The following is a 26,434-nucleotide window of genomic DNA, read 5'->3' on the forward strand; positions in this document are numbered from 1 at the left end:
GGCGCCCCGGGGGCTCGCGGTCATACAGGCGAGCGCCGTCAGCGCCTGCCGGTACGTTCCGGGGCCCACCTTGCCTTGCAGACGTCAGCCCGATGAACTCAGGCTACGGTCTGCGCGGCAGTGGCGTCCTTCGAGAGCTTCTTTACCTTTCCGGCCCGCGAGGGCGGACGGCACAGGCTGCAGACAAAGTTCGCGTGCGGCTCATAGGCATGCGTCACGAACTGGCCGCCGCAACAGGTACAGCTGGAAAGCTGCAGCATGTTGCTCTCGAAAAACCGTACTAACGTCCAGGCACGGGTGAAACTTAAGACGATTTCGCCGCCGAGCAGCGAAACGTGTTCCAGGTACAGACGGTAAGCGGCCACTACCGCACGAATGCCCGACGTCTCGCCTTCCTGCACCATGAACTGGTAAGCAGAGAAGAACAGCGACGAATGGATATTCGGCAGCCAGGTCGTGAACCAGTCTGTCGAGAACGGGAGCATGCCCTTGGGCGGCGAGGCGCCGCGCAGCTCCTTGTAGAGGCGGATCAACCGGTCGCGCGAGAGCGTGGTCTCGGCTTCAAGCACTTGCAGGCGCGCACCCAGGCCAATCAGCTCGATGGCGAGCTGGGTCTGGTTGGCATCCTGCAGGACGCTTTTGCGGTTGGGTACGGTCGTGGCCGTGAAGCTGCTGCCCGGCGAGGCCTGGAGGAGTGCGGTCAATTGAGCGACTCCACAGGTTGCCGTGCCAGCAGGATAGCAGCGTGGATCTGCTGCATATCATGGCTCTTGGCCGTGTGAGTGAGCGTGGACAGCAGCGCATGATCGTCAAAGCGGAAACGGCACAGCACCATGTTGGATGCTGCCAGCTTGACGAGTTGCGCCGAGGTCAGTTTGGCCAGAATCTCAGCAATTTCCTTGCTGACGCCAAGCCTGAACATGGCTTCCACCTGGTTTTCGCGCACCAGTCGTTGCGCAAGCAGAAGATAGGCGAGGTTAACCTCCCTGATCTCCTGGAGAACTTCACTGCTTTCCAATTTTTCCCCGCTACCAAATAACCTCTCGACCGCTTGTCCGGCGCTTACCGGCAGACACTGCTTGCCGGCGACCAGATCGTTTGGTGCGTGTTCGAGTAGGTACGACGTACTACGAAAGGAACTTCGCCCGGTTACACCTTCTCTCCGAAACGTTACAGATGTTACAGAGTGTAAGTGAAACTGTTACGTTTATATCGGCAATCGGCCTGCAATGCCAATCCCTACTTACGTTGGGGATTCACAAATGTCGCAAGGAACATACATAGGTCGCGAATTTTGTAACAGGACCGATGTCTGACTTTTGATTTACATCAAGGCTGTAACGGTTGTGTACTCAACGGACAAGGTCCTGTTGCGGTGCACAGATCACTGTGCTGAACAGTGTTGCTGGATTCCACTATTGACGCGCCACCACAGTTTGGCTAAACGCGCGACGCAGCCATGCAGCCAGGCGCGCGAACACATCGTCAGGGGCTTCGCGGAACAGGTTCGGACGCGAGCGCTCCACCTGCTCCAGCACGCGCGCGGCTTCTTCTGCGGTCACGGAGCGGTATTCGAGCGCGAGGCCCAGCAGCGCGCGCAGCTCGCCTACCTTGCTGCGGCCCAGGGCTTCGCTCTGCTCGGTCTGCAGCGCGTACATGACGTCGTAGGCCCGCTGGCGCAGGCCGTCGGCCACGCGCCATGCGGGCGTGCGCATGCGCTCTTCCAACGTGCAGATGTCCACGGCGGATGACGAGATCTGCGCGGCCAGCGCCTCGGTGAAGGCGGTGTCCGCGCCGGCTTCGCTCAGGATGTTGGTGGCCCATTCGCGCGCATGTTCCATACGCTGCTGTGCGGACCATGCGGGCTGCACAGCCAGGCCGAAGCCGAAGCGCGCGGCATCGCGCATCAGCGCGGCCAATGCGTTCGGCAGTTGCTTGTCGAAGACCTTCCTGGCCCATCCGTACTCGCCGCTGGCCAGCAGGCGCATCACGGCACGTTCGGTCAGCGGGCCGTCCTGCTGCATCAGACGGGCACGCAGGAAATCGTCGAAGGCGGGCGGAATGAACTCGGCGTCGATGCCCGTTGAAACTCTTACAAAGGCATCGAAGTCCGCGCGCAGCCGCGCCGTGGCTTCGGCCGACAGGGACAGGCTGATATCGGTTTGCATGGTTGTTCTTTGAACGAGTAAGCGCCCCGGCGCAACTTTTACAAGGCGGGCCGGGGCGTGCGCTATCGAGATCGCAGCGATGCGGTCAGGCGATCAGAACGCGCTCCAGTCACCGTTGTCGGATGCGCCATGGCCTGCCGGTTTCGCGGCAAGGGCGGGACGCTTCATCTGGGTATCGGCATCTTCGTCGCCAACTTCAGCCAGCGCAGGTTCGGCGGTCGTGGCAACCAGTGCCGTACCGGCAGCCTTGGCGGCCTTCGGTGCCCTGGCGGTCTTTGCAGCGGCCTTCGTGCGCGCGACAGGTGCCTTGGCGCTCGGACGCGTCACCGAACGTGCCACCGGTGCCGGCAGAGCAGGCACGGCGTGCGAGACATCCTCATCGGACAGGCGGAAGCCCGACACCGACTCCATCAGACGGCCCGCCTGATCCTGCAGCGAACCCGCTGCGGCAGCGGCCTGTTCCACCAGCGCGGCATTCTGCTGCGTGACTTCGTCCATCTGCGCCACGGCCTGGTTGACCTGCTCGATGCCCGAGCTTTGTTCGGCGGAAGCCGCGCTGATCTCGCCCATGATGTCGGTCACGCGCTTCACGGCCTGCACGATTTCTTCCATCGTCGTGCCGGCCTGACCCACCAGCGTCGCGCCGGTATCCACCTGCGCCACCGAGTTGTCGATCAGCGTCTTGATCTCCTTGGCCGCGTTGGCGCTGCGTTGCGCCAGGCTGCGCACCTCGCCGGCCACCACCGCAAAGCCGCGGCCCTGTTCACCGGCGCGCGCCGCTTCCACGGCAGCATTCAGCGCCAGGATGTTGGTCTGGAACGCAATACCTTCGATCACGCCGATGATGTCGACGATCTTGCGCGAGGCGCCGTTGATCTCGCCCATCGTCTTGACCACTTCGCTGACCACTTCGCCGCCGCGCACCGCGGTCTCCGACGCATTGGCCGCCAGACCGCTGGCCTGACGTGCGTTATCCGCGTTCTGACGCACGGTGCTGGTCAGTTCTTCCATGCTGGAAGCGGTTTCCTCCAGCGAGGCCGCCTGCTGCTCGGTACGCTGCGACAAGTCGTTGTTGCCCGCAGCGATTTCACGCGAGGCCGTGCCGATCGATTCGGCCGATTCCTTGAAGTCGCGCACCATGTGCGAGAGCTGCTGCTGCATCTGGCCCATGGCGTGCAACAGGCTGGCCTGGTCCCCTGCGCGCAGGTCCACCTTGCCCGAGAAATCCCCCTCGGCGATACGTGCGGCAATCGACGCGGCGTAGGCGGGCTCTCCACCCAGTTGGCGCGAGAGCTGGCGTGCCAGGAACAATCCCAGCAGCACCGACACCACCATGCCACCCAGCACCAGCAGCAGCATCGCCACGCGCGAGCTGTTGTAGACGCTCGTGGACTCTTCCATGTTGGACTTGGCGCGCTCGTCGCGGCGCTTGACCATCTTGAACAGGATCTCTTCCAGCGCGTGGCTGTCCTTGAGCAGCTCGCTGCTTTCCGTGAAGACGTTGCTGTCGAACTGCGAGGTGTCCAGCGGCTGCTTGCTCACCAGCGCCACGTATTTCGTCATCCGTTCCTTGAACGGCGGCACCAGCGTTTCGTACTGCTTGAACAGCGCCTGGCCTTCAGGCTGCGCGAACGAATCCTTTGCAGTTTTTACCCGCGCCTCCATTTCGCCCAGCGATTTCTCGATCTGGGTCTTCTCGGTGGCGCGCTCGCCCATGGTCGATGCCGACAGCAGCGCAATCTGCGCACGGCTGGCGTAGACCAGGTTGATGTTGCCGTCCTGCACGGCCTTCAGCGCCTGCAGATCGGTGTTGTAGATCTTGCCGGTCCACTCCGCCATGCGCCCCATGTTGACCACGCCCAGCAGGCCGATGATGGCGCCGATCACGGAAACAACCAGGAAGCCGGCGATGAGCCTGGTTGTCACACGTAGTTGATTGAACCACTGCATTGAACTACCCCCTTCTTGTGTCAGAAAGTTCGGGTTGGCCAGTCTCTCCGTCCCGAGTTGTTGTCGCTGCCGCCTGCGTGGGCGGCCGATCTACCCCGTTCCTGATGCCGCGCGCAAAGGAAAGGCGCGCGGCGCTTTTGGTCGGCTCCGCACCCTTGACGGGCGCTGGCCGCGCTCCCCACTTCAGCCAACTGCCTCGACTGCCAACTCCGCCTGCCGCTGCCGCACGGGCCGGGTCTCGGCCTGCGTGCTGATGCGGAAAGTGGAAATCGACTCGCGCAGGCGGTCGGCTTGTTCCTCCAGCGAGCCTGCCGCGGCAGCGGCCTGCTCCACCAGCGCAGCGTTCTGCTGCGTGACTTCATCCATCTGCGCCACGGCCTCGTTCACCTGTTCGATGCCCGTGCTCTGCTCGGCCGATGCCGAACTGATCTCGCCCATGATGTCGGTCACGCGCTTCACGGCCTGCACGATCTCGTCCATGGTGGCCCCGGCGTCCGTCACCTGCGCCGCGCCGTTCTCCACGCGCTCCACGGTGTTGCCGATCAGGCCCTTGATTTCCTTGGCCGCGTTGGCGCTGCGCTGCGCCAGGCTGCGCACCTCGCCAGCCACCACCGCAAAGCCACGGCCTTGCTCGCCGGCGCGTGCCGCTTCCACCGCCGCGTTCAGCGCCAGGATGTTGGTCTGGAAGGCAATGCCCTCGATCACGCCGATGATGTCGACGATCTTGTGCGACGCCTCGTTGATCTCGTCCATTGTCTGCACCACGCGGCCCACGGCTTCGCCGCCGCGCAGCGCCGTCTCCGACGCCGTAGCCGCCAACCCCGTGGCCTGGCGCGCGTTATCGGCGTTCTGGCGCACGGTGCCCGTCAACTGCTCCATGCTCGAAGCGGTCTCCTCCAGCGAGGCCGCCTGCTGCTCGGTACGTTGCGAGAGATCGTTGTTGCCGGCGGCCACCTGATGCGTCACGGTAGAGATGCTGGCCATGCCTTCCTGGATGTCATGCACCACCGACAGCAGGCTGCGCTGCATCGTGCGCATGGCGCGCGACAGCGAACCCACTTCATCATTGGCCTTGTGTTCGTACGTGGTGGTCAGGTCGCCCGCGCCCATGCGCAGCGCGAAATCGAGCATTTCTCCGACCGGGCGGTCCACACGCGAGACCAGCAGCGAGCCCGCCGCGAACGACGACACCACGCCCAGCGCGAAGGTGCCCCACAGCCACGGCCAGAGTTGCGCGGCGGCGTCAGGAGACATCCAGTGCACGCCGCCCAGCGCCACCAGGAACCACGCCACGCCGGCTGTCTGCGCCAGCATGATCCGGCGGCGCAGCGTCATGCGCATCAGGCGGCCCAGCAGGCCCGCCACGCCAGTGCGGACCACGGCGCCATCGCGAATGGCCAGCCCGCTGGCGCGGTTCTCGCGGAAGCGGCGATATGCGGCCTCGGCTGCATCGATCTGCGCGCGCGTGGCCATCGACCGCACCGAGGTATAGCCGATGATGCGGCCGTCCACGCGCGTAGGCGTGACGGTGGCCTGCACCCAGTAGTGGTCGCCATTCTTGCGGCGGTTCTTGACGATGCCCACCCAGGTCTTGCCCGCCTGGATGGACGACCAGAGGTCCGCGAAGGCTTCGGACGGCATGTCCGGATGCCGGACCAGGTTATGCGCCGCACCAAGCAGCTCTCGCGACGTGAAGCCGCTGATCTCCACGAACGCCCGGTTGGCGAACGTGATGCGACCCTTGAGGTCGGTCCGCGAGATCAGGTAATCGTTCGGCGAGAGCGGATGCTCGCGCTGGGTGACAGGCTGGTTGTTGCGCATGGCTCTACTGCTCGAAAGGCGGCTCGGAAAGCGGCTCGAAAAAGTTGGGGCCGCGCCCGGCGCGTCCCCTCTGTGGCATCAGGCGCCCGCCGCGGCATCCAGTGCCGCGAGGTCATCGATATTCATGAGCTTCTCGATATCGGCCAGGATCAGCATGCGGCCTTCGAGCGAGCCCAGTCCGCGGATGTACTCGGTTTCCACGCCGCCGGACAACGCCGGTGCCGGCTTGATCTGCGCGGGCGTCAGCGTCAGCACATCGGACACGCCGTCAACCACGATACCGGTGGTGCGTTCATGGATATCGACGATGATCACCACGGTGTACTGGTCGTAGCTGATCTCGGCCTGCCGGAACTTGATGCGCAGGTCGATGATCGGCACGATGGTGCCGCGCAGGTTGACCACGCCCTTCAGGTAGTCGGGCGCGTTCGCAATCTGCGTGACGGACTCGTAGCCGCGAATCTCCTGAACCTTGAGGATGTCGATGCCGTACTCTTCGCGACCGAGCCGGAAAGCCAGGAATTCTTCTCCCGCGCCGTCCGCGCGATTCGTGCTGTGGTTCATGGTTGCCCCCGCTGGCATGGTTGGTCGTGGCCGGGAGTTACGTGCCCCCGGCTGCTGGCGACCCGATGCAATGGCCCGCCCCGCCGCGCCGCGTATCGAACATGGCAGCAGCAGGACCGGACCACCTGATATGGCCTTCCTGTGATATCGGCATCCACCGAGGTGGATTAAGGGCGACTTGGCGCCGACCTCACCCCTCCGAGGGAGGGGTCAGCAAGGCATCGACCGACGCCATCAACTCTTCTGGATCGAACGGCTTGGCCAGAAAACCGGATGCACCGGCCTCGCGGGCGCGGTCGAGGATGGTGGCGTCATGCTCCGTGGAGAGCATCAGGATGGGAATCGACGCATAGTCCGGCGTGGCACGCAGCGCGCGAATCAGCGACAGGCCGTCCATGACCGGCATCACCTGGTCCGTGACCAGCATGCCGAAGCGGCCCTCCATGGCCACTTCCAGCGCCTCCTTGCCATCGGACGCCTCCGTCACCGTGAATCCGCCCGCGCGCAGGCAGGCGCCCGTCATGCGGCGCAGGGATGGCGAATCGTCAACGACGAGGATGTGCGGAAGAGACATTCGGGGACTCCGTTCGAGGTGGGTCCGCCAGTGGCAAGGAATGCGGCCGGCGACGGACAAGCCAGCGCGCTGGCATGTGCCGCGAAGAACGGCAAATGCCACTGCCCTGTCCTGGACTTATCGACACGCCGGCAGACCGGCTTTAGCACCCCCGCCCGCCTGGCAGGCCGCTCACCCCGGTATTAGAGGAATCGCTCTAGATCGCCGCGCGGCCGGCCTTCGGCGCCAGGAATCAGATCCGCGCCGTCCGCGCGCCCTGCAGCAGGTCGGCAAACACTGATGCTTCCAGCGGCATGGCCATCAGGTAGCCCTGCACTTCGTCGCAGCCCATGGCATCGAGAATGTCGAGCTGCGAGGCGGACTCCACGCCTTCCGCCACCACCTTCATGCGCAGTTCGTGCGCCAACGCCACCATCGATCCGACAATGGCCCGGCCCTGCGGATCGGCATCGAGTCCGCCAATCAGCGTGCGGTCGATCTTGAGCGTGCCCACGCGCAGGCGCTTGAGGTAGCCCAGGCTTGAGTAGCCGCTGCCGAAATCGTCCAGCGCCACGTGAATGCCCAGCGACTGCAGCTCCGTCAACGTCTCCAGGGACTTGCCGATGTCCTTCATCGCCGCCGTCTCGGTGATCTCCAGCGTGATGGCCGATGGCGGAATGTCGTGCTGGTGGATCTGTTCGAGCAGGTATTGCGGGAAGTTCCGGCTCGCAAAGCGCAAACCCGATACGTTGATCGCTACCGGCGCGGGCGGCAGCCCGGCGTCGTGCCACATCCGCACCTGGCGGCACACCTGCGAGATGACCCAGTCGTCGAGCTTGTCGATCTGGCCCGATTGCTCGGCCACCATGATGAATTCCGCCGGATTGACCGCGCCCAGCGTGGGATGGCGCCAGCGGCACAGCGCCTCGGCCCCGATCACGCTGCGCGTCTTCACGTCGTACTTGGGCTGGTACACCAGCGACAGCGCATCGTCCTGGATGGCGGGCCACAGATCGCGGCGAATCACGCGCATGCGGCGCGCGCGCTCGCCCGCAGCCGAATTGAACATGCGCATCTGGTTCGATCCGCTCTCGCGCGCCTCGCTCAGGCTCACGCGTGCCGCCTGCATCAATGCTTCCGATGTCGTGGCGTCACGCGGCGAAATGGCGATGCCGATGTTCACGCCGATCTGCATCTGCAGGCCGCGCGCGGCCACGAATTCCGACAGCGAGCCCAGCACCTTGTCGCCCAGTTCATGCGCGCGGCTGTGCTGGATAAGTTCCGGCACACCCACGGCAAACTCGTCGCGCGCCAGACGTGCCAGGAAGTGATGGGGTTCCAGCGCGGCCTGGGCCAGTGCCCCGGCATCCTGCGCGAGGATATCGTCGGCACGCACCTCGAAGACTTCGTCCACCTCGCGGAAATCGGCGATGTGGATCAGCAGCACCGCGCAACTGGTATCCGACAGGCGCGATTGCGCCATGCTCTTGTCGAGCCAGCGCGCAAACGCGGTACGGTCCGGCAACTCCGTGCTGACGCTGTACTCGCCCACCGGCCGCTGGTCGCGCGCGGACATCCGCACGGTCAGGCCACCGAAGCGGCCAAGGTTGCGACGGATGCTGCTGCGCGCCTCGCCTGCGCCGCCGGCGTTGCCAGCGCGGCCCGGCATGGGGAATTCATCGAAATCATCACGGCCCGCGCCATCGGCCTGCACGGCGTTCCAGCGGTTTGTCTGGATACGGTGCATGAAGTACAAGCCCGCGCACAGCAGCGCGAGGCCGCCGGCCAGCCAGCCCGGACCCTGCACGCCGGCCGCGTCGATACAGTCGCGCGGCGTCATCGACGTGCCGCCGCACACGCGGCCCAGCCGGGCACCGGCCATCGCCACCAGCCCGGCTCCAGCAATCATCGCCGTGGCAATGGCAAGCTGCCAGCCACGGCCATGGCCACGCAGCCACAGCCATGTGGGCGCGAGCATATGCGAGGCGGCCATGCTGGCGACGAGCGTCACCGCAAAGGCCGCAGCGAACTTGGCGCCGTTGTTGGCAGCCGTCAGCGTGCCGGATGCGGCAGCCACCCAGAGCGGCATGCCCATCGTGCCCTGCGACATCAGGGCCGCCCACCAGGCCAGCGACCGGGCGGACTTGCGCTCCGGCACGCCGTCCTGGCGGACCGTGCGCAGACCTTGCGCGGCCATCAGGCCGAGCAACGCCGCAAGCAGCAGTAGGCTGAAGTTCGTGGCAATCATCGGAGCTGCGCGGAGAGGCGAGACGAGCGTGCGCGAGACATCAGGAGGCGAGGCAGACAAAACCCCGCATCATGGCATCTCGCGCGCACCATGTGAACCTTGTTCACGCGTTCGTTACGTGTATCCGTCTGGACAAAGAATCGAAATCGATCAGAAGGCGGACCAGTTGTCGTCCGATGCGGACGACGCTGCCGCAGCAGGCTGACTCAGCTTCGGACGCAGCAACTGGGCATCGCGGGACTTCGGCACGATCGGCGGACGCTGCGCGGCCGGACGCACCGGCACCACGGCTGCCTTCATTGCCGGCTTGCCCGCCGTCAGCGTGTGCGCAACGTGCGGCACGCTCACCACCTGACGCGACACCGTACCGTCGGCCGCCACCGTGAACACCGACACCACGCTCTTGAGCTTCTGCGCCTGCTCTTCCAGCGCACCCGCCGCAGCAGCCGCTTCTTCCACCAGCGCGGCATTCTGCTGCGTGACCTGGTCCATCTGCGCCACGGCCTGGTTGACCTGCTCGATGCCCGTGGTCTGCTCCTGCGACGCGGCGCTGATCTCGTTCATGATGTCCGTCACGCGGCGCACTGCCTGCACGATTTCGCCCATCGTCTGGCCGGCCTCGGCCACGAGCTTGGTGCCGCTCTCCACGCGCTGGCCAGACTCGCTGATCAGCGATTCGATTTCCTTGGCGGCGTTGGCGCTGCGTTGCGCCAGGCTGCGCACCTCGCCAGCCACCACGGCAAAGCCGCGTCCCTGTTCACCGGCGCGCGCCGCTTCCACGGCGGCATTCAGCGCCAGGATGTTGGTCTGGAACGCAATACCTTCGATCACGCCGATGATCTCGACCACCTTGCGCGACGCGCCGTTGATCTCGTTCATCGTATCCACCACGCGGCCCACCACATCGCCGCCCTTCAGCGCGATCTGCGAGGCTTCGCCAGCCAGCACGCCAGCCTGGCGGGCGTTGTCGGCGTTCTGCTTCACCACCGTGGTGAGTTCTTCCATGCTGGCAGCGGTCTGCTCCAGCGATGCCGCCTGTTCTTCGGTACGTTGCGACAGGTCCGTATTGCCCGCCGAGATCTGCTGCGTGGCCGAGGCGATGGAGTCCGTGCCGCCGCGCACTTCATGCACGATGCCCGACAGGCTCTGCTGCATCTTGGCCAGCGCCTGCATCATGCGGCCGATCTCGTTGTTCGACATGCTGGTGATACGCGACGTCAGGTCACCACCGGCCATGCGCTCGAATACGTTCAGGGCTTCTTCCACCGGACGCACGATCGCGCGGTTCAGCATCGTGGCCGACACGAACGCCAGCGCCGCGCCAATCACGATCAGCAGGATGCACATCAGGCGGATGGTGTCGTAGCGCGACTGGGCGGCTTCGAAATTGGCGCGGCCCGCTTCCATCTGGAACTTCTCGAGCTTCTCGTGCGCGGCGGACATGCTGCGCTGCAGGTCCGGCATCACGTCGCGGCCAATCCGCAGCGCTTCCTCGCGATTGCCATCGGCCAGTGCCTTCTGCCACAGCGCGACACCCTTTTCGAAGAATTCCTGGCGCTTGGCGGCCAGTGCGGACGACAGGGCCTTTTCGTCATCGGCTTGCGGCAACGCAAGGTATTTCTTCCAGCCACGATCCGACACCTCGACGAACACCAGCGAGCGGTCGACGTGTTTCTTCAGGTCCTCGCCTTCGCTGCCGGGCATGATGCCCCGGTCCAGCGCCAGACGCAGCCGGGTGGTGCCGATCATGGCCTCGGCCAGCGCCTGCGACGAGGCGAGTTGGTTCGAGTAGGTCTCCTTCAGCGCATCGTTGGACCGCGAGATGCCATACAGCCCTGCGCCACCCACGAGCAGCAGGATCGCCGTGAGCAACGCCATGGCGCCCCGCAGGAGGGTCTTGATCTGAATATTCTGATGAAAGGACATGATGTGCTGGTCTGAAGGAGTTAACCCGAAGCCACTCCCATGCTCCGGTCCGGCAGACCGACACCCCGTACGGCCTGCTCAGGACTCCATAACGGCGCCCATGCATTCAACCTTGAGGTAAGCAATGGGAGCATTTTCAAGGAATGACGCAGGGCGCACACGAAGCCCCCTCAATATCCGATGCGATGCATTCCGCCCTTGAAATACCGGGCCTCATCCGAATTAAACATTGCGATATTCAGTGTTTCCGAATCGACAATCCCATACGCCCGACTGTCCGGCCATGGCCGGCAGCCGCCATTTGACGGCGGCCCCCCGCGCCGGTTTGCGGGCATGCATTCGTCCCGTGAAGAAAAGTTCAGTAATAAATCAATTTTAAGAAATTTCGCATTGCCGATAGGCGTCCGGAAAAACGGATTTGCAGCCCGGCGCACAGTGGTTATAATGGCCTGCGTGAAATTCACGGTGACCCAACAGTAAATAGAGGGATACAAATGGCGACATATCAGGAAATCGTTCAGAAAATCAGCGAACTGCAGAAGCAGGCCGAAGAAATCAAGGCGCGCGAGCAAGCGACCGTGATCGCCGAGATTCGCGAGAAAATCGAACAGTTTGGCCTGACCGCCGAAGATCTCGGATTTGGCGGCAAGCTGCCCGGCGCCAAGAAGGCCGCCGCCGCCCGCAAGGTGCCGGTCCGCTACCGGGACAGCGCGGGCAATACCTGGACCGGCCGTGGCAAGCGCCCGGGCTGGCTGACCCAGGCCCTGGCAAATGGCAAGTCGATGGAAGACTTCCTGATTCGCTAAGCGTTTGCTGCATAAAAAAACCGGGCCTGGGCCCGGTTTTTTTATGCCTTGGCAAACCCCAGCGGATTTGTCGACTGCCAGCGCCAGGAATCCTCGCACATGCGGTCGATATCGTGCCGGGCACGCCAGCCGATCAGGGATTCCGCCAGGGCGGGATCGGCATAGCAGGAGGCGATGTCGCCCGGACGGCGCGCCACGATCTGATAGGGAACCGGACGTCCGCTGGCACGTTCGTAGGCCTTCACTACCTCCAGGACGCTGTAGCCACGGCCCGTGCCCAGGTTGACCGTCATGCCGCGCGGGTGCTTGCCCAGGTAGTTCAGCGCAGCCACGTGGCCATCGGCCAGATCGCATACGTGGATGTAATCCCGGACCCCGGTGCCATCGACCGTGGGATAGTCGCCACCATAAACACTGAGTTTTTCGCGACGGCCACCCGCCACCTGTGCCACATAAGGCATCAGGTTATTCGGGATACCGCCCGGATCTTCGCCGATCAGCCCGCTTTCGTGCGCGCCGACCGGATTGAAATATCGTAGAAATGCGATCCGCCATTCCGGGTCGGAGATTTCAAGGTCACGCAGGATTTGCTCGCCCATCAGCTTGGTCTGACCATACGGATTGGTCGCCGACAGCGGAAAATCTTCAAGAATCGGCACGGTATGGGGGTTTCCATAGACCGTGGCCGACGAACTGAACACCAATTGCTTGACGCCCGCGGCCTGCATGGCGCTGCACAGCGTGATCATGCCCGCCAGATTGTTCCCGTAATACTCCAGCGGTTTGCTGACCGATTCGCCCACGGCCTTCAACGCCGCAAAATGGATGGCCCCGGCAATCTTGTGCTCGGCAAACAGCTGATCCAACAGCGCGCGGTCACGGACATCGCCTTCCACGAAATGGGGCGTGGTGCCAGTGATCCGTGCCAGGCGGCTCACAACCTCCCGATTGCTGTTACAAAGATTATCAAGCCCGATTACGTGATAGCCAGCCTCATGCAACGCCACCCAGGTATGCGAAGCAATATAGCCAGTGGCACCTGTCAGCAGTAGGGTTTCAGCCATGGATTCTTAAGTCGGAAAGCGTTTGAAAAAGGTAAGGCGCCGGACGTCAGGGCGGAACCCTTACCGGGAGCATCATAACCGCGCCAGATTAAGCCTGCGTGGCTTCTCCGGCCTGCCGCCCGCCAGGCTTGGGCTGCGGCGGCAATCCCGTGCGGGCCTGCCACGCTTCATACGCCGAATGCAAACGCCAGCCTGATTCGAGATCCCGCATGCCGAGCAACTGCGCGACGGCTGCCGGCGGCGTTCCCGCATCGAAATGCATGGCACCGCAGGTATTGCGCAGCGTCTGCGGCGAGGCGCGCTCGCTGCGTCCGGCCAGCACGCCCGCCTCCTCCAGCAAGATCTCGATCCGGCGATAGATTGACGCGGCGTGCATCGGCCGTCCGTTCGCCATGGCCGGGAAGACCAGTTCGCCAAGGGAACCTGCCGCCTCCCGCAAGGCCAGCCAATGCCGCAATGGCGCCTGGACAAAGGAGAACAATGGCACCTGGTACGCCCGGCCATTGTCGGTGCGAACCATGCGGATGCCGATGGCGCCCTGGCCCACCCCCTCCAGCGATTCCAGCCGCAGGGCACGGACTTCGGCCACTTTCAGGCCCCCGCCGAGCAGCACAGCCAGCAGCGCGATATCGCGCGCGCGTTTCCACTGGGTCGGCGAAATGCCACGCTCGCCATCTTTCGTCGGCAGCGGCTCCGGTTCGGGCGCCAGGATGCGGGCCACCAGCAGGTCACGCTCGCCGGGCAGCAGAAAGGCCGTGGGATCGTTCTCGCCTTCGGCCAGATGCGCCTTGACCGCCTGGCTGGCTGGGTTGTGCAGATTCTGCTGCAGCGTGGACAGGTGATGGAACACCCGTTCGATCAGACGCGCATACCGGTAGCGATGGCGCTTGTGAAGGTTCTGGGCATCCAGGAATGCGGCGAGCTGGTCTGCCGACCATTTCAGCGGCGGCATGCCCTGTTCGCCGGACCAGCGCAGAAGCTTGCCCCACATCGCGCGGTACACCGTGGCCGTGCCGTGCCGGAAGCCGTGGCGCGCCAGCCAGCCGTCGAAGGCCCGCTCCGGATGCGCATACCAGGCGGCCAGATCCGCATCGAACAGTTCGCTCGGCTCCACTTCGGTTGCGCCCGGCTGTGTCGCGGCCGTCTTCGTGGGAGTAATCACTGACTTCTTCCGTGATGCCTGGATCGGCAATCTGCTCATTGTAGACAACACGCCACGTTGGATGGATCGCCCGGCAATCGCCCCACACGCCGTCCGGCCATTGCGCGAAGCACCAGAGCCATGGTACTTTCTCCACCAATATGCAACTGGTTGCATATAGTTGCTTCAACACGCATCGTTCGCATCGATCTGTACGAATCGGAGACCCCGTCATGGCCATTCCCGCCCTGCTGCAAAACCTGTCGCTGCCGGCTGTCTGCTCGCCGCTGTTCATCATTTCCAATCCCGATCTGGTCATCGCGCAATGCAAGGCCGGCGTGGTGGGCTCGTTCCCGGCGCTCAATGCGCGCCCCGTCGAGAAGCTCGCGGAATGGCTGGACCGCATCACGACGGAGCTGGGCGAGTACAACGACAAGCATCCGGATCGTCCCGCCGCGCCGTTCGCGGTCAACCAGATCGTGCACAAGTCCAACGACCGACTCGAACACGATCTGGAAATGTGCGTGCGCTACAAGGTGCCCATCGTGATCACGTCGCTGGGCGCGCGCGTGGAAGTCAACGAGGCCGTGCATTCGTATGGCGGCATCGTGCTGCACGACGTCATCAACAACACGTTCGCGCGCAAGGCAATCGAGAAAGGCGCCGATGGCCTGATCGCCGTGGCGGCCGGCGCGGGCGGGCACGCTGGCGTGCTGTCGCCGTTCGCACTGCTGCATGAGATCCGCGAGTGGTTCGATGGTCCGCTGCTACTCTCCGGCGCCATTGCCAGCGGCGACGCCGTGCTGGCCGCGCAGGCTGCCGGCGCCGACCTGGCCTATATCGGGTCGGCCTTCATCGCCACGCACGAAGCCAACGCCGAGGAGGCCTACAAGCAGATGATCGTCGACAGCACCGCCGACGACATCATCTACTCGAACCTGTTCACGGGTGTGCACGGCAACTACCTGCGCGACAGCATCGTGCGCGCGGGTCTCGATCCGGCTGCGCTGCCGACGTCAGACGCCTCCGCCATGAATTTCGGCTCGACACGCGTCAAGCCGTGGAAGGAAATCTGGGGTGCGGGCCAGGGCGTGGGCGCCATCAAGCGCGTGGTGCCGGCCGGTGAACTGGTGAAGCGGTTTGTCGAGGAATACGCCGTGGCGCGCCGCCGCCTGGGCCTGGCCGCACCGGCCAAGGCTGGCCAGACGGCCGACCTGGCGTAAATCCGCCGCAGGGTGATGAAAAACTGGCTCCCCTCGGGAGCCAGTTTTTTTACTTTTTCTCAGGCACTTCCAGCAGCGGTAGCAGCGCGCGGCCCCACTTGACCCAATCCTCCTGGAAGCCGATACCGCGCTGCAACAGCGCGTACTGGATCTGCTGCCGGCGGTCCAGCGTGCCCGAAAAATCCTTGCGCTCGATGTTCCGATAAAGCGCCAGCCGTTCCTCGTGCAGCGCGATCAGCCGCAACATTTCCTTGTCCAGCCCGAGCGGTCCGATTGCAGCATCTGCACGCAACTTGACCAGAATTTCCTCGCGCTGATCCAGTCCGGCTCCCGGCGCCAACACCCAGCGCGCCAGTTCGTCGCGCCCTGCGGGCAACACGCCATAGACCTTTTTCCGGTTCTTCCTTTCCATCCCTTCGCCCTCGACCGTCCGCGCCGGCACGGCCGCTTCATCGGCGGCAATCCAGCCGAGATCGGCCATACGCCCCAGTTCCCGGTAGATCTGCTGGTGCGTGGCGTGCCAGAAATAGCCGATGGATTTGTCGAAACGGCGGGCCAGATCGTAGCCCGAGGAAGGCTTCTCGATGAGGGAAATCAGTAGCGCGTGCTGAGTGGACATTCGCGGCCAGAAAGAGACAAAGACGCTGGCACGAGAGTTGCTCTCCCCACCCAGCAGCATTCAGGTGGCGTAATGGTAGCGCGCAAGTTCATGGCGCGTCATGCCGTTAACCCGGGAGCGGCTGCCGCGCCACACGCCGGATATCCGCGCTGTAGAGGAGCCCGCCGCGGCGGCATCGCCAAATATGACAATTTGGTCAATTATCTCGATACTGATTTAAAAAAAACGAAATGGCATTTCGCGACCGACTGCAATACATTCCAGACATTGCGACTCGCATGCGCGCGCCTTCCTTCTCCCGGCCCAACGTTCAGCGCCATGCGTCCATGGAGAGATGACGATGAACGCAAGACCGGAATTCACTGAGGGCACGGCGGCAGGCGAGGCATCCGCGTCGGTCCTCGCAGCCCGTGCCCGCGCCGGCACGGCGCCGATCTACTATCGGCTACCGGACACACCGGAAGGCCACCATATCAAGGAATACGCCAGCGGCCTGCGCCAGCTGGTGCGCTTCGTGGGTGTCGAGGAACAGGTCGTCAAATACGTCCTGGGCTGATTTCTCCCCTGACCCGCAGCGCCAACGCATGTCTCCTCCCGTCCAGCACGGACCTGGGATTTGAACCCGCGACAACCTCGCGGGTTTTTTCTTTTCGTGCGCCACAGCGCAGCAGCACGACGAAAAAAAACCGGCCGCCAGGGCCGGTTTCAGTACCACGAACTGCAAAAGCGGTCGGGAACTGGATCAGTCCACCGTTGCGCCCGAAGCCTTCACGACCTTGGCCCACTTGGTGGCTTCGGACTTCATGAAAGCGGCCAGCTGTGCCGGCTTTTCCGGGTTGGGCTCGGCGCCCTGCTCGGCCATTTGCTTCTTCACTTCCGGCATGGCCAGGATCTTGACCACTTCGGCGTTGATGCGGTCGACGATCGGCTGCGGCGTGCCGCCCGTGGCGTACAGCGCGAACCACGACGTGGCTTCATAGCCAGGCACGCCGGCTTCGGCCACGGTCGGCACGTCCGGCAGGGCCGGCGAGCGCTTGCCCGAGGTCACGGCCAGTGCGCGCAGCTTGCCAGCCTTCACGTGCTGGAACGACGACGGCAGGTTGTCGAACATCAGGCCGATCTGGTTGCCCAGCAGGTCGTTCACGGCCGGGGCGCTGCCCTTGTACGGGATGTGCTGAATGTGCAGGCCCGTCATCGAGTTGAACAGCTCGCCCGACAGGTGCATCGACGAGCCGCTGCCCGACGAACCGTACGACAGCTTGTCCGGATTCGCCTTCACGTAGGCGATCAGTTCCTTGATGTTGTGGACCGGCACCTTCGGGTTCACCACAACGATGTTCGGCACCATGGCGATACGCGTGATCGGCGCGAAATCCTTGACCGGATCGAACGGCAGCTTCGAGTACAGCGACTGGTTGATGGCGTGCGTGCCGATGGTGCCCATGAACAGCGTGTAGCCGTCAGCCGGTGCCTTGGCAGCCAGCGATGCGCCAATGTTGCCGCCAGCGCCCGGACGGTTGTCCACGACGACCGGCTGGCCCAGTGCCTTGCCCAGTTGCAGGCTGACGATGCGGGCCAGGATGTCGGTGGTGCCGCCTGCCGAGAACGGCACGACCATGGTGATCGGCTTGGTCGGGTACGTGCCCTGCGCCTGCGCGCCGGTCATGGTGGCAAAGCCGGCGGCCAGTGCCACGCCAGCGGCCAGCAGGCGTCTGCGCGCCTTCGAGGTGTGAATGGTGTTGCTCATACTGTGCTCCAGGAGTTGATGCTACGCACGCCGGCAAACCTTGTGAGTGCCGCGGGCGCAATGCTTGAATCGCTCTTCCACCCCGTGCCTGGGGGCGGGCAACTTCGACTTCTTATACGGGCGCCACACCAAGCGTGGTTCCGCCGCAGACGTACAGCACCTGTCCGGTAACGAAACCATTTTCGGGGGCGAGGAAGAACAGCGAGGCACGCGCCACGTCTTCCGGGGTACCCATGCGTTTCACGGCGATACTTGCCAGGATGCGCCGTGTCTGTTCGCTGCCCTCGGGATTGCTCTTTCGGAACAGCTCGGTGGCGATGGGACCCGGTGCCACGGCGTTGACGGTGATACCGTCGCCGCCCAGCTCCATCGCCAGCGTTCGGGTCATGCCAACCAGCCCTGCCTTGGCTGCGGAATACACCACGCGCTCGGGCTTGCCCAGCGCCGCGCGCGAGGCCATGTTGACGATGCGGCCAAAGCCGGCCGCGCGCATCGCGGGCAGGCAGGCCTGGGTCAGCAGCATCGTGGCCTGCAACGTGAGGCCCACGACATAGTCGAGATCCGCGGCGGTGGCCGTATCGGCCGTGCCGGGGCGGGTAGCGCCGGCGTTGTTCACCAGCCGCGTCACCGCGTATTGCGAGGTCACCTGCGCCGCCACCGCGCGCGTGGCGTCGGCGTTGGTCAGGTCGGCCTGGAAGAAGGTCAGGTTCGGATGCGACCACGTCGGTTCAGCATAGTCGACGTTGATCACACGCGTCACGCCGTCGGCGAGCAGCATTTCGGCAATGGCACGGCCAATACCGGAACTGGCGCCGGTGACAAGCGTGGCAACGGGAAGGGACATCTCGATACTCCACCGGCATCAAGCGCCGGGACATACGGAAAAAGATGCGGCAAGACCGGCGAGCCCGTCGGTCTGGCCGCAATGCTCTACCTCGTTGGGGAAGAGACACCACTGAAACTTCCCGCTCAAACTAACGGCGGGAAATGTCGGAAATTAAGCGCTTTGAGGTATTGCGTTCTCTGCCTTGTTTGTCTTTCTCCCCTCTCCCGCGAGCGGGAGAGGGGCGGGGGAGAGGGCCAGCGGTGCAATTGCCAATGATCGGCAAGCAGAACCTCCAGCCCTCTCCCCCAACCCCTCTCCCATTCCATGGGAGAGGGGAGCAAAACGTCAGGCAATCAACAACCTCAAACCCGCTCGATCACCATCGCAATACCCTGGCCCACGCCGATGCACATCGTGCACAGCGCGAAGCGGCCATTGGTACGCTCCAGTTGGTACAGCGCAGTCGTCACCAGACGCGCGCCGCTCATGCCCAGCGGGTGGCCCAGGGCGATGGCGCCGCCGTTCGGGTTCACGCGCTTGTCATCGTCGGCGATGCCCAGTTCGCGCAGCACGGCCAGGCCCTGTGCGGCAAAAGCTTCGTTCAGTTCGATCACGTCGATCTGGTCCAGCGTCATGCCCAGTTGCTTCATCAGCTTCTGGGTGGCCGGTGCCGGGCCGATGCCCATCACGCGCGGTGCCACGCCAGCCGTGGCCATGCCCACGATGCGGGCGCGCGGCTTCAGGTTGTGCTGCTTCAGGCCGGCTTCGCTTGCCAGCAGGATGGCGCAGGCGCCATCGTTCACGCCCGACGCATTGCCGGCCGTGACGGTGCCGTCCGGACGCACCACGCCGCGCAGCTTGGCCAGCGCTTCCATGCTCGTGGCACGCGGGTGCTCGTCACGCTCCACCACCAGCGGGTCGCCCTTCTTCTGGGCGATCGTCACGGCGGTGATTTCCTGGGCCAGCGTACCGTCGGCCTGTGCGCGCGACGCCTTTTCCTGGCTGCGCAGCGCCATCAGATCCTGGTCTTCGCGGCTGATCTTGTAGTCGGTGGCCACGTTCTCGGCGGTCTCGGGCATCGAGTCCACGCCGTAGGCCGCACGCATCGCCGGGTTGATGAAGCGCCAGCCGATGGTGGTGTCGAAGATCTGCGCATCGCGCGAGAAGGCCGACGTGGCCTTGCCCATCACGAACGGGGCGCGGCTCATGCTTTCCACGCCGCCCGAGATCATCAGGTTGGTCTCGCCGGACTTCAGCGCGCGCGCTGCCGTGCCGGTGGCATCCATGCCCGAACCGCACAGGCGGTTGATCGTCGAGCCCGGCACGTCCTGCGGCAGGCCGGCCAGCAGCGACGACATGCGCGCCACGTTGCGGTTGTCTTCGCCGGCCTGGTTGGCGTTGCCGAAGATCACGTCGTCGATGGCCTTCCAGTCCAGATTCGGATTGCGTGCCATCAGGGCCTTCAGAGGCACTGCGCCCAGATCGTCCGCGCGCACGGCGGACAGGCTGCCGCCGTAGCGACCGATCGGGGTACGGATGGCGTCAACGATAAATGCGTCGCTCATGTTCTGTCTCACTCGTTCTGGGTGGAGGGTCAGGCGGCTACGGCCTGCTTCAGGGGCACGCCGGTCAGGCGTTGCAGTTCGTCGAACGACAGGCCGTCGACGAGATCGCGGGCCACCAGGCCATCGGGCGTCACGTCGATGGTGGCCAGGTCCGTATAAATACGCGTCACGCAGCCGATGCCGGTCAGCGGATAGGTGCATTCGGCCACGACCTTGCTCTCACCCTGCTTGGTCTGGTGTTCCATCATCACGAACACCTGCTTGGCACCGATGGCGAGGTCCATCGCACCGCCCACGGCGGGGATGGCGCCCGGCGCGCCGGTATGCCAGTTGGCGAGGTCGCCGCGCTGCGACACCTGGAAGGCGCCCAGCACGCAGAAGTCGAGGTGGCCGCCGCGCATCATTGCAAACGAATCGGCGTGGTGGAAGTACGAACCGCCGGCCTTGATCGTCACGGGCTGCTTGCCGGCGTTGATCAGGTCGCCGTCTTCCTCGCCCGGGGGCGGTGCGGAGCCCATGCCGAGCAGGCCGTTCTCGCTGTGCAGCAGGATTTCACGGTCGGCCGGCAGGTGATTGCCGACGAGGGTGGGCAGGCCGATGCCGAGGTTCACCACGGCACCTTCCGGAATGTCTTTGGCCACGCGGGCGGCCATCTGATCGCGGGTCAGGCGTTGCATCGTATTTTTCTCCTTGCGCTCAGGCGGCCTTGGCGGCGGCGCCAGCAACCTTCACCACACGCTTGACGAACAGGCCCGGCGTGACGATGTGCTCGGGGTCCATCTCGCCCAGTTCCACCACGTGGCTGACCTGCACGATGGCGCACTTGGCGGCCATCGCCATGATCGGGCCGAAGTTGCGGGCCGTCTTGCGGTAAGTGAGGTTGCCCCAACGGTCGGCCGTATCGGCCTTGATCAGTGCAAAGTCGGCGTGGATCGGGCTTTCGAACACGTAGCCCTGGCCGTCGATGATGCGCGTTTCCTTGCCGTCAGCCAACGGGGTGCCGTAGGCCGTGCGCGTGAAGAAACCGCCGATGCCGGCACCCGCCGCGCGTATGCGCTCGGCCAGGTTGCCCTGCGGCACCAGTTCCAGCTCGATTTCGCCTGCGTGGTACAGCGAATCGAACACATACGAATCCGCCTGGCGCGGGAACGAGCAAATGATCTTGCGTACGCGCTTGGTCTTGAGCAGCGCCGCCAGGCCCGTATCGCCGTTGCCGGCGTTGTTGTTGACGATGGTGAGGTCGCGCGCACCCGAGGCGATCAGTGCATCGATCAGCTCCGCCGGCATACCTGCCAGGCCAAAACCACCGATCAGGATCGTGGCGCCATCGTGGATACCGGCCACTGCCGCTTCCACCGAGTCATATAGCTTGTTGATCACTTGCGTTCCAGTACGGAAGGGGTCCGACATCGCACCGGGACCGGCCACAAAGTGCGGCACGCAAAGAGTGTCTCCGGTGGTCTGCTCAGACGGGCGTCCAGTCCGTGCGCCGATCCGTTCCGATCACACACGAGGACAGGGTCCAACTTGCAGTTGTCTTGACGGCCGTCTTCTTGGCGGCCTTGCGAGAATCTGCGCGTTATTGGGACGGCTCGCAAGCGCGTTCGCTATACGAACTCCAATTCGCAGAATGAACAAAGGTTACACGCCACCCTTCCGCGCGGCAATAAGGGTTGGCGCGGGAAGGGCGATAATCGCGCAGCGGACGTTTTGCGGTGCAGCAATGTGGCGGGGGTTACTCCGCTGTCCCGCTTATTCTTTGCTCCCCTCTCCCTTTGGGAGAGGGGTTGGGGGAGAGGGCTGGAGGTTCTGCTTGCCGACGCGTCGCAATTTGAACTGCTGGCCCTCTCCCCCGCCCCTCTCCCGCTTGCGGGAGAGGGGAGCAACAACAGCGCGAGACAACGGACGTCAAGGCATCCTCAACACCGCCTGGCTCCCACTCACCCCCGGCCTGACTTCCAGCCTTACATCGATCCGTTCCCGCAGCTCCGTCACGTGGGAAATGATCCCCACCAGACGCCCGGCCTGCTGCAGATCCAGCAAGGTGCGGATCGCAAAATCGAGGCTTTCGGGATCGAGCGTGCCAAAGCCTTCGTCCACGAACAGGGTGTCGAGTTGCATGCCGCCGGCGCGCGACTGCACCACGTCTGCCAGTCCCAGCGCCAGCGACAGCGAGGCCAGGAAGCCTTCTCCGCCAGACAGCGTATTGGCCGGGCGCGTGGCGCCGGTATCGTGATCGAAGACTTCCAGTTCGAGTCCGCCCGCCACACGCTGGTCGCCCTGCTCGCGCACGCGCTGCAATGCGTAGCGGCCTCGGCTCATGCGCATCAGCCGCAGCGTGGCCGCCTCGAGCACCTCGTCGAGCAGCGTGGCCAGCACAAAGCGCTGGAAGGTCATGCGGCGCGGATTGTTGCCGTTGGCCACTTCGGACAGGCGGCCGAGCACCGCGTAGCGCGTCTCCACCTCGCGGCCTTCCGCCGCCAGCGAATCGACCTGACCCTTGCAATGCAGCAGCGCATCGCGCTGGGCGGCCACTTCGCTGCGCTCGCGGATAGCGGCTTCCAGCCGGACCGCGCCCTCGTCGCGCGTGGCCAGCAGCGCGGGCAGGTCTGGTGTCTGCAAAGACTGCGCGATGGCGGCCGTGCGGGCACGCCATTCGGTAGCCTTGGCCAACTCCACATCGAACACGCGGATGGACTCGTCCAGCGCCGCCAGTTCGTCGTCGGGCAGGCATGCCGCGCGATAGGCATCGAGATCGGCGAAAGCCGCGGCCTGCAATGCCTCGGCCAACGCGCCCTCGCGTTGGGCTTGTCGCGCGTCGGCTTGCGCTAGCCCCGCATTGGCCGATGCCAGCGCCGCTGCCGTGGCGGCACGCAAGGCTACGGCATCTCGCTCGGCTCCCTGTGCGGCCTGTAGCGCTGCTTCCAGTGCGCCTGCCTCGCGACGCGCGGCCTCCAGCGTGGCGCGCATGACATCGGGATCGCGCGATTCTTCGGGCACCTGCTCGCATTGGGCCTGCCATTCCCCTTCGAGGCGCGCGTGTTGGGCCACGGCGACCCGCACGGCATGATCGGCAGCCTGTGCGGCGGCCTCCGATGCCTCGCGATGCGTCCGGGCCTGCGCGAGTTGTGCGACCAGCGTCTCGGCGCGCTTTGCCGCCTGCGCGGCCACGGCAACGGACTGCGCCAGCGCGGCGACTTCCGCATCCAGCGCCTGCGCGCCAGCATCCGAAACATCGCCAGCGGCCTCGGACAAGTCTGCGAGCCGCGCCTGCGCCTGCTGCACCTGTGTGTCGGCCTGCTGATGCGCCGCTACCGCTTCGGCCAGTTTGTCTTCCGCCTGCCGCAGCGTGGCGCGCACGGTATCCAGATCGTCATCGCTCACCAGCGCCAGCGTCTGTTGCGCCAGTGCGGGGTGGTCCTTGCCGCCGCAGACCGGGCACTGCTCGCCCCGGCGCAACCCAGCCGCCAGCCGCGCGGCCTGCCCGAATCGCCAGTCGACCTCGGCCTGCTGCACGGCGGCCCGCGCCGCGTCACGCGCCTCGGTTGCCGTGCGCTTGAGCGTGGCGGCACCCAGCAGTGCCTGTCGCAGCGGAGCCAGTCCGGCCTCGATCTGCCGGCACTTGCCGATGCGCGCGGCGCGCTCGCGGGCATGGGCGATGCGCAACTCCAATGCCTGCAGTCCCGCACTGGCTGCACGGGCGTGTTCGGCGTCGGCTTCGATGGTTTTCAGTGCGGCGGTGGCCGTCTGGAACTGCTCCACCTTCTTGGTGCAGGCGGCCTGCGACATCGCCAGTTCCGTCCCGGCCTGCGCCACGGCATTGCGCAGCACGCCAAGCTTGCACGCCTGCGGCAACAGATTCTCGAGCGTGGTGACGGTGCGCTGCGCGGCCAGGCGTGCGCCGTGGCGGGCCTGTTCGGCCTGCAGCGTGCGCGCGGCGGCATCGGCAGCCTGCGCGGCACCTGCTGCCGACGCTTCGGCGCGTACCAGTGCGGACGCCGCCTCCGTACGCTCTTGCTGCGCGGACGCCAGATGCTGCACGGTCGGCGTGACAGTCGCCGCGCGCCGCGCAGCCTGCAGACGCGTGCGATCGGCGTCCACGGCGGCCACCTTCGCGGACAACACCGCGTGAACGCCTTCGGCCTCGCGCCACGCCTGGATCTGCGTGCTCTCCAGTTCGCCGCGGCGCAGCGACGCCTGCGCGGCCTCGCTGGCGGCGCGCGCCATATCCTCACGGCGCAGCAGTTCGATCAATGTCTCCTGCAGTGCGCCGATCTGGCCGGCCATGACCTCGACCGACTCCATCTTGTACTGGTCCAGCAGCGCCTTGCGCCGCAGCGTGATGTTCTCTGCTTCGCGGCGGATGCCAGCGGCCTGCTCCTTGAGCAGTTCCTCCACGCGGCGATAGAGCTCGGTGTGGAACAGTCGCTCCAGAATGTTCTGGCGCGCGCGCGAATCCGCCGTCAGCAGTTCGCGGAAGCGCCCCTGCGGCAGCACGATGACCTGCCGGAACTGCGCGCTGTCGAAGCCGAGCAGGTCGCGCACGGCATCGCTCACCCGGTTGGGTTGGCTGGCGTGGCTCTTCCACGCGCCGTCGAGCTGCACGTCGAGCTGGGCCTTGGGCGTCTCCTTGACAAAGCCGCCCGCCGCGCGCTGGCTGGGCCGATCCTGCGTGGGCGATCGCGTGACGCGGTAGTGCATCGATCCCAGCGCAAACTCCAGCGTGACCTCCGTGCGCAGCGCGGGGTCGGCGTTCGCACTGCGCATGTCCTGCGGACTACGCTCGCCACCCGACGTATCGCCGTAGAGCGCAAAGCAGATGGCATCGAGCAGCGTGGTCTTGCCTGCGCCCGTGGGGCCGTGGATCAGGAAGAATGCCTGATCACCCAGCTGGGTGAAGTCGATGGTTTCCGTGGCGGCGAACGGTCCGAACGCCTGCAGCTTCAGGTAAAGCGGTTTCATGCCGATTCCCTTTCCGATGCCTCCAGGCTCGCGAGCAGATCGTCGAGTGCGCGGCGCTGGTCGCCGTTCAGGTCCGCGTCAGACACTTCGCGGAAAAAATTGGCGAACAGACTGCCTGTGTCGAGTTCGCGAAGCTGGCGCCCGGCCTCACCCGCCTGCCCACTGCGGGCCAGGATGGCGCGTTCGATGGCCAGCGCGTTGGGATACACCTCGCGCAGCCGTGCCATGGGGTCCAGCAGCGCGCCAATGTCGGTCAGCACGGCGTGGACATAGTCGTCGCGGTGCGCGTCTGCGGCGCCAGCCGCGATCAACGCCGCCAGCTCACCTTTCAGAATGCGCAGGTTGCGGCGCGGTTGCAAGGCCATCTGTTCGATGCGCACACCGCCGGCCTCGTCGAGTTCGATCAGCGACACGCTCTTGCTGTGATCGGCTTCCGACAGCGAATACTTGAGCAGCGAGCCTGAATAATGCACCCGCCCGCCAATGGTCTGGGGCCGGTGCAGGTGGCCGAGCGCCACGAAATCGAACCCATGGAACAGTTCGGCAGCCACCGCACCGCTGCCGCCCACCGACAGCGGACGCTCCGATTCGCTGACCGCGCCGCCCACCACAAAGGCATGGGCGACCGCCACGGATCGCACACCCGCCGGGTGGTCCGCGCGGATAGCATCCAGTTGCGCGCCTAGCGCGGCCTCGTGCGATGACAGGTCAACGCCCAGCGCATCGCGCACCACGGCCGGTTCGGCGTAAGGCAGCGCGTAGATGCGGACGTCCCCATGCGCATCGCTCAGCGTCACGCAGGTGGTGGCCGCACCGACGCGGCCCGCCACATGCAATCCGCGCCCCGCCATCAGGCGCGCGCCGAAATCGAGCCGCTGCGCGCTATCGTGGTTGCCGGCGATCATCACCACGGGCACTCCCTCGCCAATCACGATGCGGGCCAGCACGTCGTCCAGCAGTGCCACGGCCTCGGGCGGCGGAACTGCACGGTCATAGACATCGCCGGCAATCAGCACGGCGTCGGGACGCACGTCACGGACGAGCGTGACGAACTGGTCGAGCACATAAGCCTGATCCTCGATCAGGCTGCGCGCATGGAAAAGCCGACCCAGATGCCAGTCGGCGGTGTGCAGAAAACGCAATTCGGTTCCTTGGGGCGTAGTGGCGCAACGGTGGGCGCAACGGCGGGCGCAGTGGCGCAGCAGGCACGGCAATGCCGCGCGGTCCCGCATCATAACGTCGCCGGGCCGG

Annotated in this window: 23 protein-coding genes; 4 read left to right on the forward strand and 19 right to left on the reverse strand. The window is 65.1% G+C overall.

Annotation, left to right across the window (positions count from 1 at the left end; all coding sequences use genetic code 11):
• Positions 1 to 98 precede the first annotated feature (98 nt).
• The 9 genes from flhC to GA566_RS24595 form a co-directional block, all read right to left on the reverse strand.
• Complete coding sequence (flhC, locus tag GA566_RS24555) at positions 99 to 704, reverse strand: flagellar transcriptional regulator FlhC (protein WP_137925512.1); 606 nt, start codon at positions 702 to 704, stop codon at positions 99 to 101.
• The gene (flhD, locus tag GA566_RS24560; protein ID WP_008647543.1) at positions 701 to 1,018 is read right to left on the reverse strand and encodes a flagellar transcriptional regulator FlhD; all 318 of its coding nucleotides are present in this window, start codon (positions 1,016 to 1,018) and stop codon (positions 701 to 703) included. The genes flhC and flhD overlap by 4 nt, the downstream gene beginning before the upstream one ends.
• 397 nt (positions 1,019 to 1,415) lie before the next feature.
• Positions 1,416 to 2,168: a DUF4088 family protein gene (locus GA566_RS24565; protein WP_137925511.1), complete on the reverse strand. Its 753-nt coding sequence runs from the start codon at positions 2,166 to 2,168 to the stop codon at positions 1,416 to 1,418.
• 93 nt (positions 2,169 to 2,261) lie between these two features.
• Positions 2,262 to 4,118 (reverse strand): methyl-accepting chemotaxis protein, encoded by a 1,857-nt coding sequence (locus tag GA566_RS24570; protein ID WP_137925510.1) that lies wholly within the window; start codon positions 4,116 to 4,118, stop codon positions 2,262 to 2,264.
• A 183-nt stretch (positions 4,119 to 4,301) separates the two neighbouring features.
• Positions 4,302 to 5,939 (reverse strand): PAS domain-containing methyl-accepting chemotaxis protein, encoded by a 1,638-nt coding sequence (locus tag GA566_RS24575; protein WP_160474295.1) that lies wholly within the window; start codon positions 5,937 to 5,939, stop codon positions 4,302 to 4,304.
• A gap of 78 nt (positions 5,940 to 6,017) precedes the next feature.
• Positions 6,018 to 6,503 carry a chemotaxis protein CheW gene (locus GA566_RS24580; RefSeq protein WP_137925508.1) on the reverse strand — a complete coding sequence of 162 codons (486 nt, stop codon included), beginning with the start codon at positions 6,501 to 6,503 and terminating at the stop codon, positions 6,018 to 6,020.
• Positions 6,504 to 6,693: 190 nt separating this feature from the next.
• On the reverse strand, positions 6,694 to 7,077 hold the full coding sequence (locus GA566_RS24585) for a response regulator (protein WP_160474296.1): 384 nt from the start codon (positions 7,075 to 7,077) through the stop codon (positions 6,694 to 6,696).
• 232 nt (positions 7,078 to 7,309) lie between these two features.
• Entirely contained in the window at positions 7,310 to 9,304 is a 1,995-nt protein-coding gene (locus GA566_RS24590; protein WP_160474297.1) for a bifunctional diguanylate cyclase/phosphodiesterase, read from the reverse strand.
• 150 nt (positions 9,305 to 9,454) lie between these two features.
• Positions 9,455 to 11,230, reverse strand: a complete 1,776-nt coding sequence (locus GA566_RS24595) for a methyl-accepting chemotaxis protein (RefSeq protein ID WP_137925505.1) — start codon at positions 11,228 to 11,230, stop codon at positions 9,455 to 9,457.
• Between the two features lie 494 nt (positions 11,231 to 11,724).
• On the opposite strand from GA566_RS24595, the gene GA566_RS24600 reads away from it, so the two are divergent.
• Complete coding sequence (locus GA566_RS24600; RefSeq protein WP_137925504.1) at positions 11,725 to 12,036, forward strand: H-NS family nucleoid-associated regulatory protein; 312 nt, start codon at positions 11,725 to 11,727, stop codon at positions 12,034 to 12,036.
• 41 nt (positions 12,037 to 12,077) lie between these two features.
• Here the strand turns inward: GA566_RS24600 and galE are convergent, their stop codons facing one another.
• Both galE and GA566_RS24610 read right to left on the reverse strand, forming a co-directional pair.
• Positions 12,078 to 13,100 (reverse strand): UDP-glucose 4-epimerase GalE, encoded by a 1,023-nt coding sequence (gene galE / locus GA566_RS24605; RefSeq protein WP_160474298.1) that lies wholly within the window; start codon positions 13,098 to 13,100, stop codon positions 12,078 to 12,080.
• 88 nt (positions 13,101 to 13,188) lie between these two features.
• Positions 13,189 to 14,259, reverse strand: a complete 1,071-nt coding sequence (locus GA566_RS24610; protein ID WP_370459371.1) for a tyrosine-type recombinase/integrase — start codon at positions 14,257 to 14,259, stop codon at positions 13,189 to 13,191.
• Between the two features lie 215 nt (positions 14,260 to 14,474).
• Between GA566_RS24610 and GA566_RS24615 the strand changes: the two genes are divergently transcribed.
• A complete protein-coding gene (locus GA566_RS24615) occupies positions 14,475 to 15,464 on the forward strand; it encodes a nitronate monooxygenase family protein (RefSeq protein WP_137925501.1) in 990 nt (329 codons plus the stop codon).
• Positions 15,465 to 15,513: 49 nt separating this feature from the next.
• Here the strand turns inward: GA566_RS24615 and GA566_RS24620 are convergent, their stop codons facing one another.
• A complete protein-coding gene (locus GA566_RS24620; RefSeq protein WP_137925500.1) occupies positions 15,514 to 16,083 on the reverse strand; it encodes a PadR family transcriptional regulator in 570 nt (189 codons plus the stop codon).
• A 72-nt stretch (positions 16,084 to 16,155) separates the two neighbouring features.
• Between GA566_RS24620 and GA566_RS24625 the strand changes: the two genes are divergently transcribed.
• Together GA566_RS24625 and GA566_RS24630 are read left to right on the forward strand one after the other, a co-directional pair.
• A complete protein-coding gene (locus tag GA566_RS24625) occupies positions 16,156 to 16,449 on the forward strand; it encodes a hypothetical protein (RefSeq protein WP_137925499.1) in 294 nt (97 codons plus the stop codon).
• The gene (locus GA566_RS24630; protein WP_137925498.1) at positions 16,424 to 16,639 is read left to right on the forward strand and encodes a hypothetical protein; all 216 of its coding nucleotides are present in this window, start codon (positions 16,424 to 16,426) and stop codon (positions 16,637 to 16,639) included. Before GA566_RS24625 ends, GA566_RS24630 begins: the two co-directional genes overlap by 26 nt.
• A 186-nt stretch (positions 16,640 to 16,825) precedes the next feature.
• Here the strand turns inward: GA566_RS24630 and GA566_RS24635 are convergent, their stop codons facing one another.
• The 7 genes from GA566_RS24635 to GA566_RS24665 all read right to left on the reverse strand — a co-directional run bounded on the left by GA566_RS24635 (position 16,826) and on the right by GA566_RS24665 (position 26,325).
• Positions 16,826 to 17,830, reverse strand: coding sequence for a tripartite tricarboxylate transporter substrate binding protein (locus tag GA566_RS24635; RefSeq protein ID WP_137925494.1), 1,005 nt, complete (start codon positions 17,828 to 17,830; stop codon positions 16,826 to 16,828).
• A gap of 112 nt (positions 17,831 to 17,942) precedes the next feature.
• Positions 17,943 to 18,674, reverse strand: a complete 732-nt coding sequence (locus GA566_RS24640) for an SDR family NAD(P)-dependent oxidoreductase (RefSeq protein WP_137925493.1) — start codon at positions 18,672 to 18,674, stop codon at positions 17,943 to 17,945.
• Positions 18,675 to 19,018: 344 nt separating this feature from the next.
• Complete coding sequence (gene pcaF / locus GA566_RS24645) at positions 19,019 to 20,221, reverse strand: 3-oxoadipyl-CoA thiolase (protein WP_160474300.1); 1,203 nt, start codon at positions 20,219 to 20,221, stop codon at positions 19,019 to 19,021.
• 29 nt (positions 20,222 to 20,250) lie between these two features.
• On the reverse strand, positions 20,251 to 20,898 hold the full coding sequence (locus tag GA566_RS24650; RefSeq protein ID WP_137925491.1) for a 3-oxoacid CoA-transferase subunit B: 648 nt from the start codon (positions 20,896 to 20,898) through the stop codon (positions 20,251 to 20,253).
• Positions 20,899 to 20,917: 19 nt separating this feature from the next.
• The gene (locus GA566_RS24655; RefSeq protein ID WP_137925490.1) at positions 20,918 to 21,601 is read right to left on the reverse strand and encodes a 3-oxoacid CoA-transferase subunit A; all 684 of its coding nucleotides are present in this window, start codon (positions 21,599 to 21,601) and stop codon (positions 20,918 to 20,920) included.
• A gap of 528 nt (positions 21,602 to 22,129) precedes the next feature.
• Positions 22,130 to 25,183, reverse strand: coding sequence for an AAA family ATPase (locus GA566_RS24660; protein WP_160474301.1), 3,054 nt, complete (start codon positions 25,181 to 25,183; stop codon positions 22,130 to 22,132).
• The gene (locus GA566_RS24665; protein WP_160474302.1) at positions 25,180 to 26,325 is read right to left on the reverse strand and encodes an exonuclease SbcCD subunit D; all 1,146 of its coding nucleotides are present in this window, start codon (positions 26,323 to 26,325) and stop codon (positions 25,180 to 25,182) included. The genes GA566_RS24660 and GA566_RS24665 overlap by 4 nt, the downstream gene beginning before the upstream one ends.
• Positions 26,326 to 26,434 lie beyond the last annotated feature (109 nt).

Origin of the sequence: Cupriavidus sp. SW-Y-13 (genome assembly GCF_009793345.1) — a bacterium.
Lineage (GTDB): Bacteria > Pseudomonadota > Gammaproteobacteria > Burkholderiales > Burkholderiaceae > Cupriavidus.

Coding starts and splice junctions, on each gene's coding strand:
- GA566_RS24565 (WP_137925511.1), bottom strand. CDS start 2,168: ATGCAAACCGATATCAGCCTGTCCCTGTCGGCCGAAGCCACGGCGCGG.
- GA566_RS24570 (WP_137925510.1), bottom strand. CDS start 4,118: ATGCAGTGGTTCAATCAACTACGTGTGACAACCAGGCTCATCGCCGGC.
- GA566_RS24575 (WP_160474295.1), bottom strand. CDS start 5,939: ATGCGCAACAACCAGCCTGTCACCCAGCGCGAGCATCCGCTCTCGCCG.
- GA566_RS24580 (WP_137925508.1), bottom strand. CDS start 6,503: ATGAACCACAGCACGAATCGCGCGGACGGCGCGGGAGAAGAATTCCTG.
- GA566_RS24585 (WP_160474296.1), bottom strand. CDS start 7,077: ATGTCTCTTCCGCACATCCTCGTCGTTGACGATTCGCCATCCCTGCGC.
- GA566_RS24590 (WP_160474297.1), bottom strand. CDS start 9,304: ATGATTGCCACGAACTTCAGCCTACTGCTGCTTGCGGCGTTGCTCGGC.
- GA566_RS24595 (WP_137925505.1), bottom strand. CDS start 11,230: ATGTCCTTTCATCAGAATATTCAGATCAAGACCCTCCTGCGGGGCGCC.
- GA566_RS24600 (WP_137925504.1), top strand. CDS start 11,725: ATGGCGACATATCAGGAAATCGTTCAGAAAATCAGCGAACTGCAGAAG.
- galE (WP_160474298.1), bottom strand. CDS start 13,100: ATGGCTGAAACCCTACTGCTGACAGGTGCCACTGGCTATATTGCTTCG.
- GA566_RS24615 (WP_137925501.1), top strand. CDS start 14,475: ATGGCCATTCCCGCCCTGCTGCAAAACCTGTCGCTGCCGGCTGTCTGC.
- GA566_RS24620 (WP_137925500.1), bottom strand. CDS start 16,083: ATGTCCACTCAGCACGCGCTACTGATTTCCCTCATCGAGAAGCCTTCC.
- GA566_RS24625 (WP_137925499.1), top strand. CDS start 16,156: ATGGTAGCGCGCAAGTTCATGGCGCGTCATGCCGTTAACCCGGGAGCG.
- GA566_RS24630 (WP_137925498.1), top strand. CDS start 16,424: ATGAACGCAAGACCGGAATTCACTGAGGGCACGGCGGCAGGCGAGGCA.
- GA566_RS24635 (WP_137925494.1), bottom strand. CDS start 17,830: ATGAGCAACACCATTCACACCTCGAAGGCGCGCAGACGCCTGCTGGCC.
- GA566_RS24640 (WP_137925493.1), bottom strand. CDS start 18,674: ATGTCCCTTCCCGTTGCCACGCTTGTCACCGGCGCCAGTTCCGGTATT.
- pcaF (WP_160474300.1), bottom strand. CDS start 20,221: ATGAGCGACGCATTTATCGTTGACGCCATCCGTACCCCGATCGGTCGC.
- GA566_RS24650 (WP_137925491.1), bottom strand. CDS start 20,898: ATGCAACGCCTGACCCGCGATCAGATGGCCGCCCGCGTGGCCAAAGAC.
- GA566_RS24660 (WP_160474301.1), bottom strand. CDS start 25,183: ATGAAACCGCTTTACCTGAAGCTGCAGGCGTTCGGACCGTTCGCCGCC.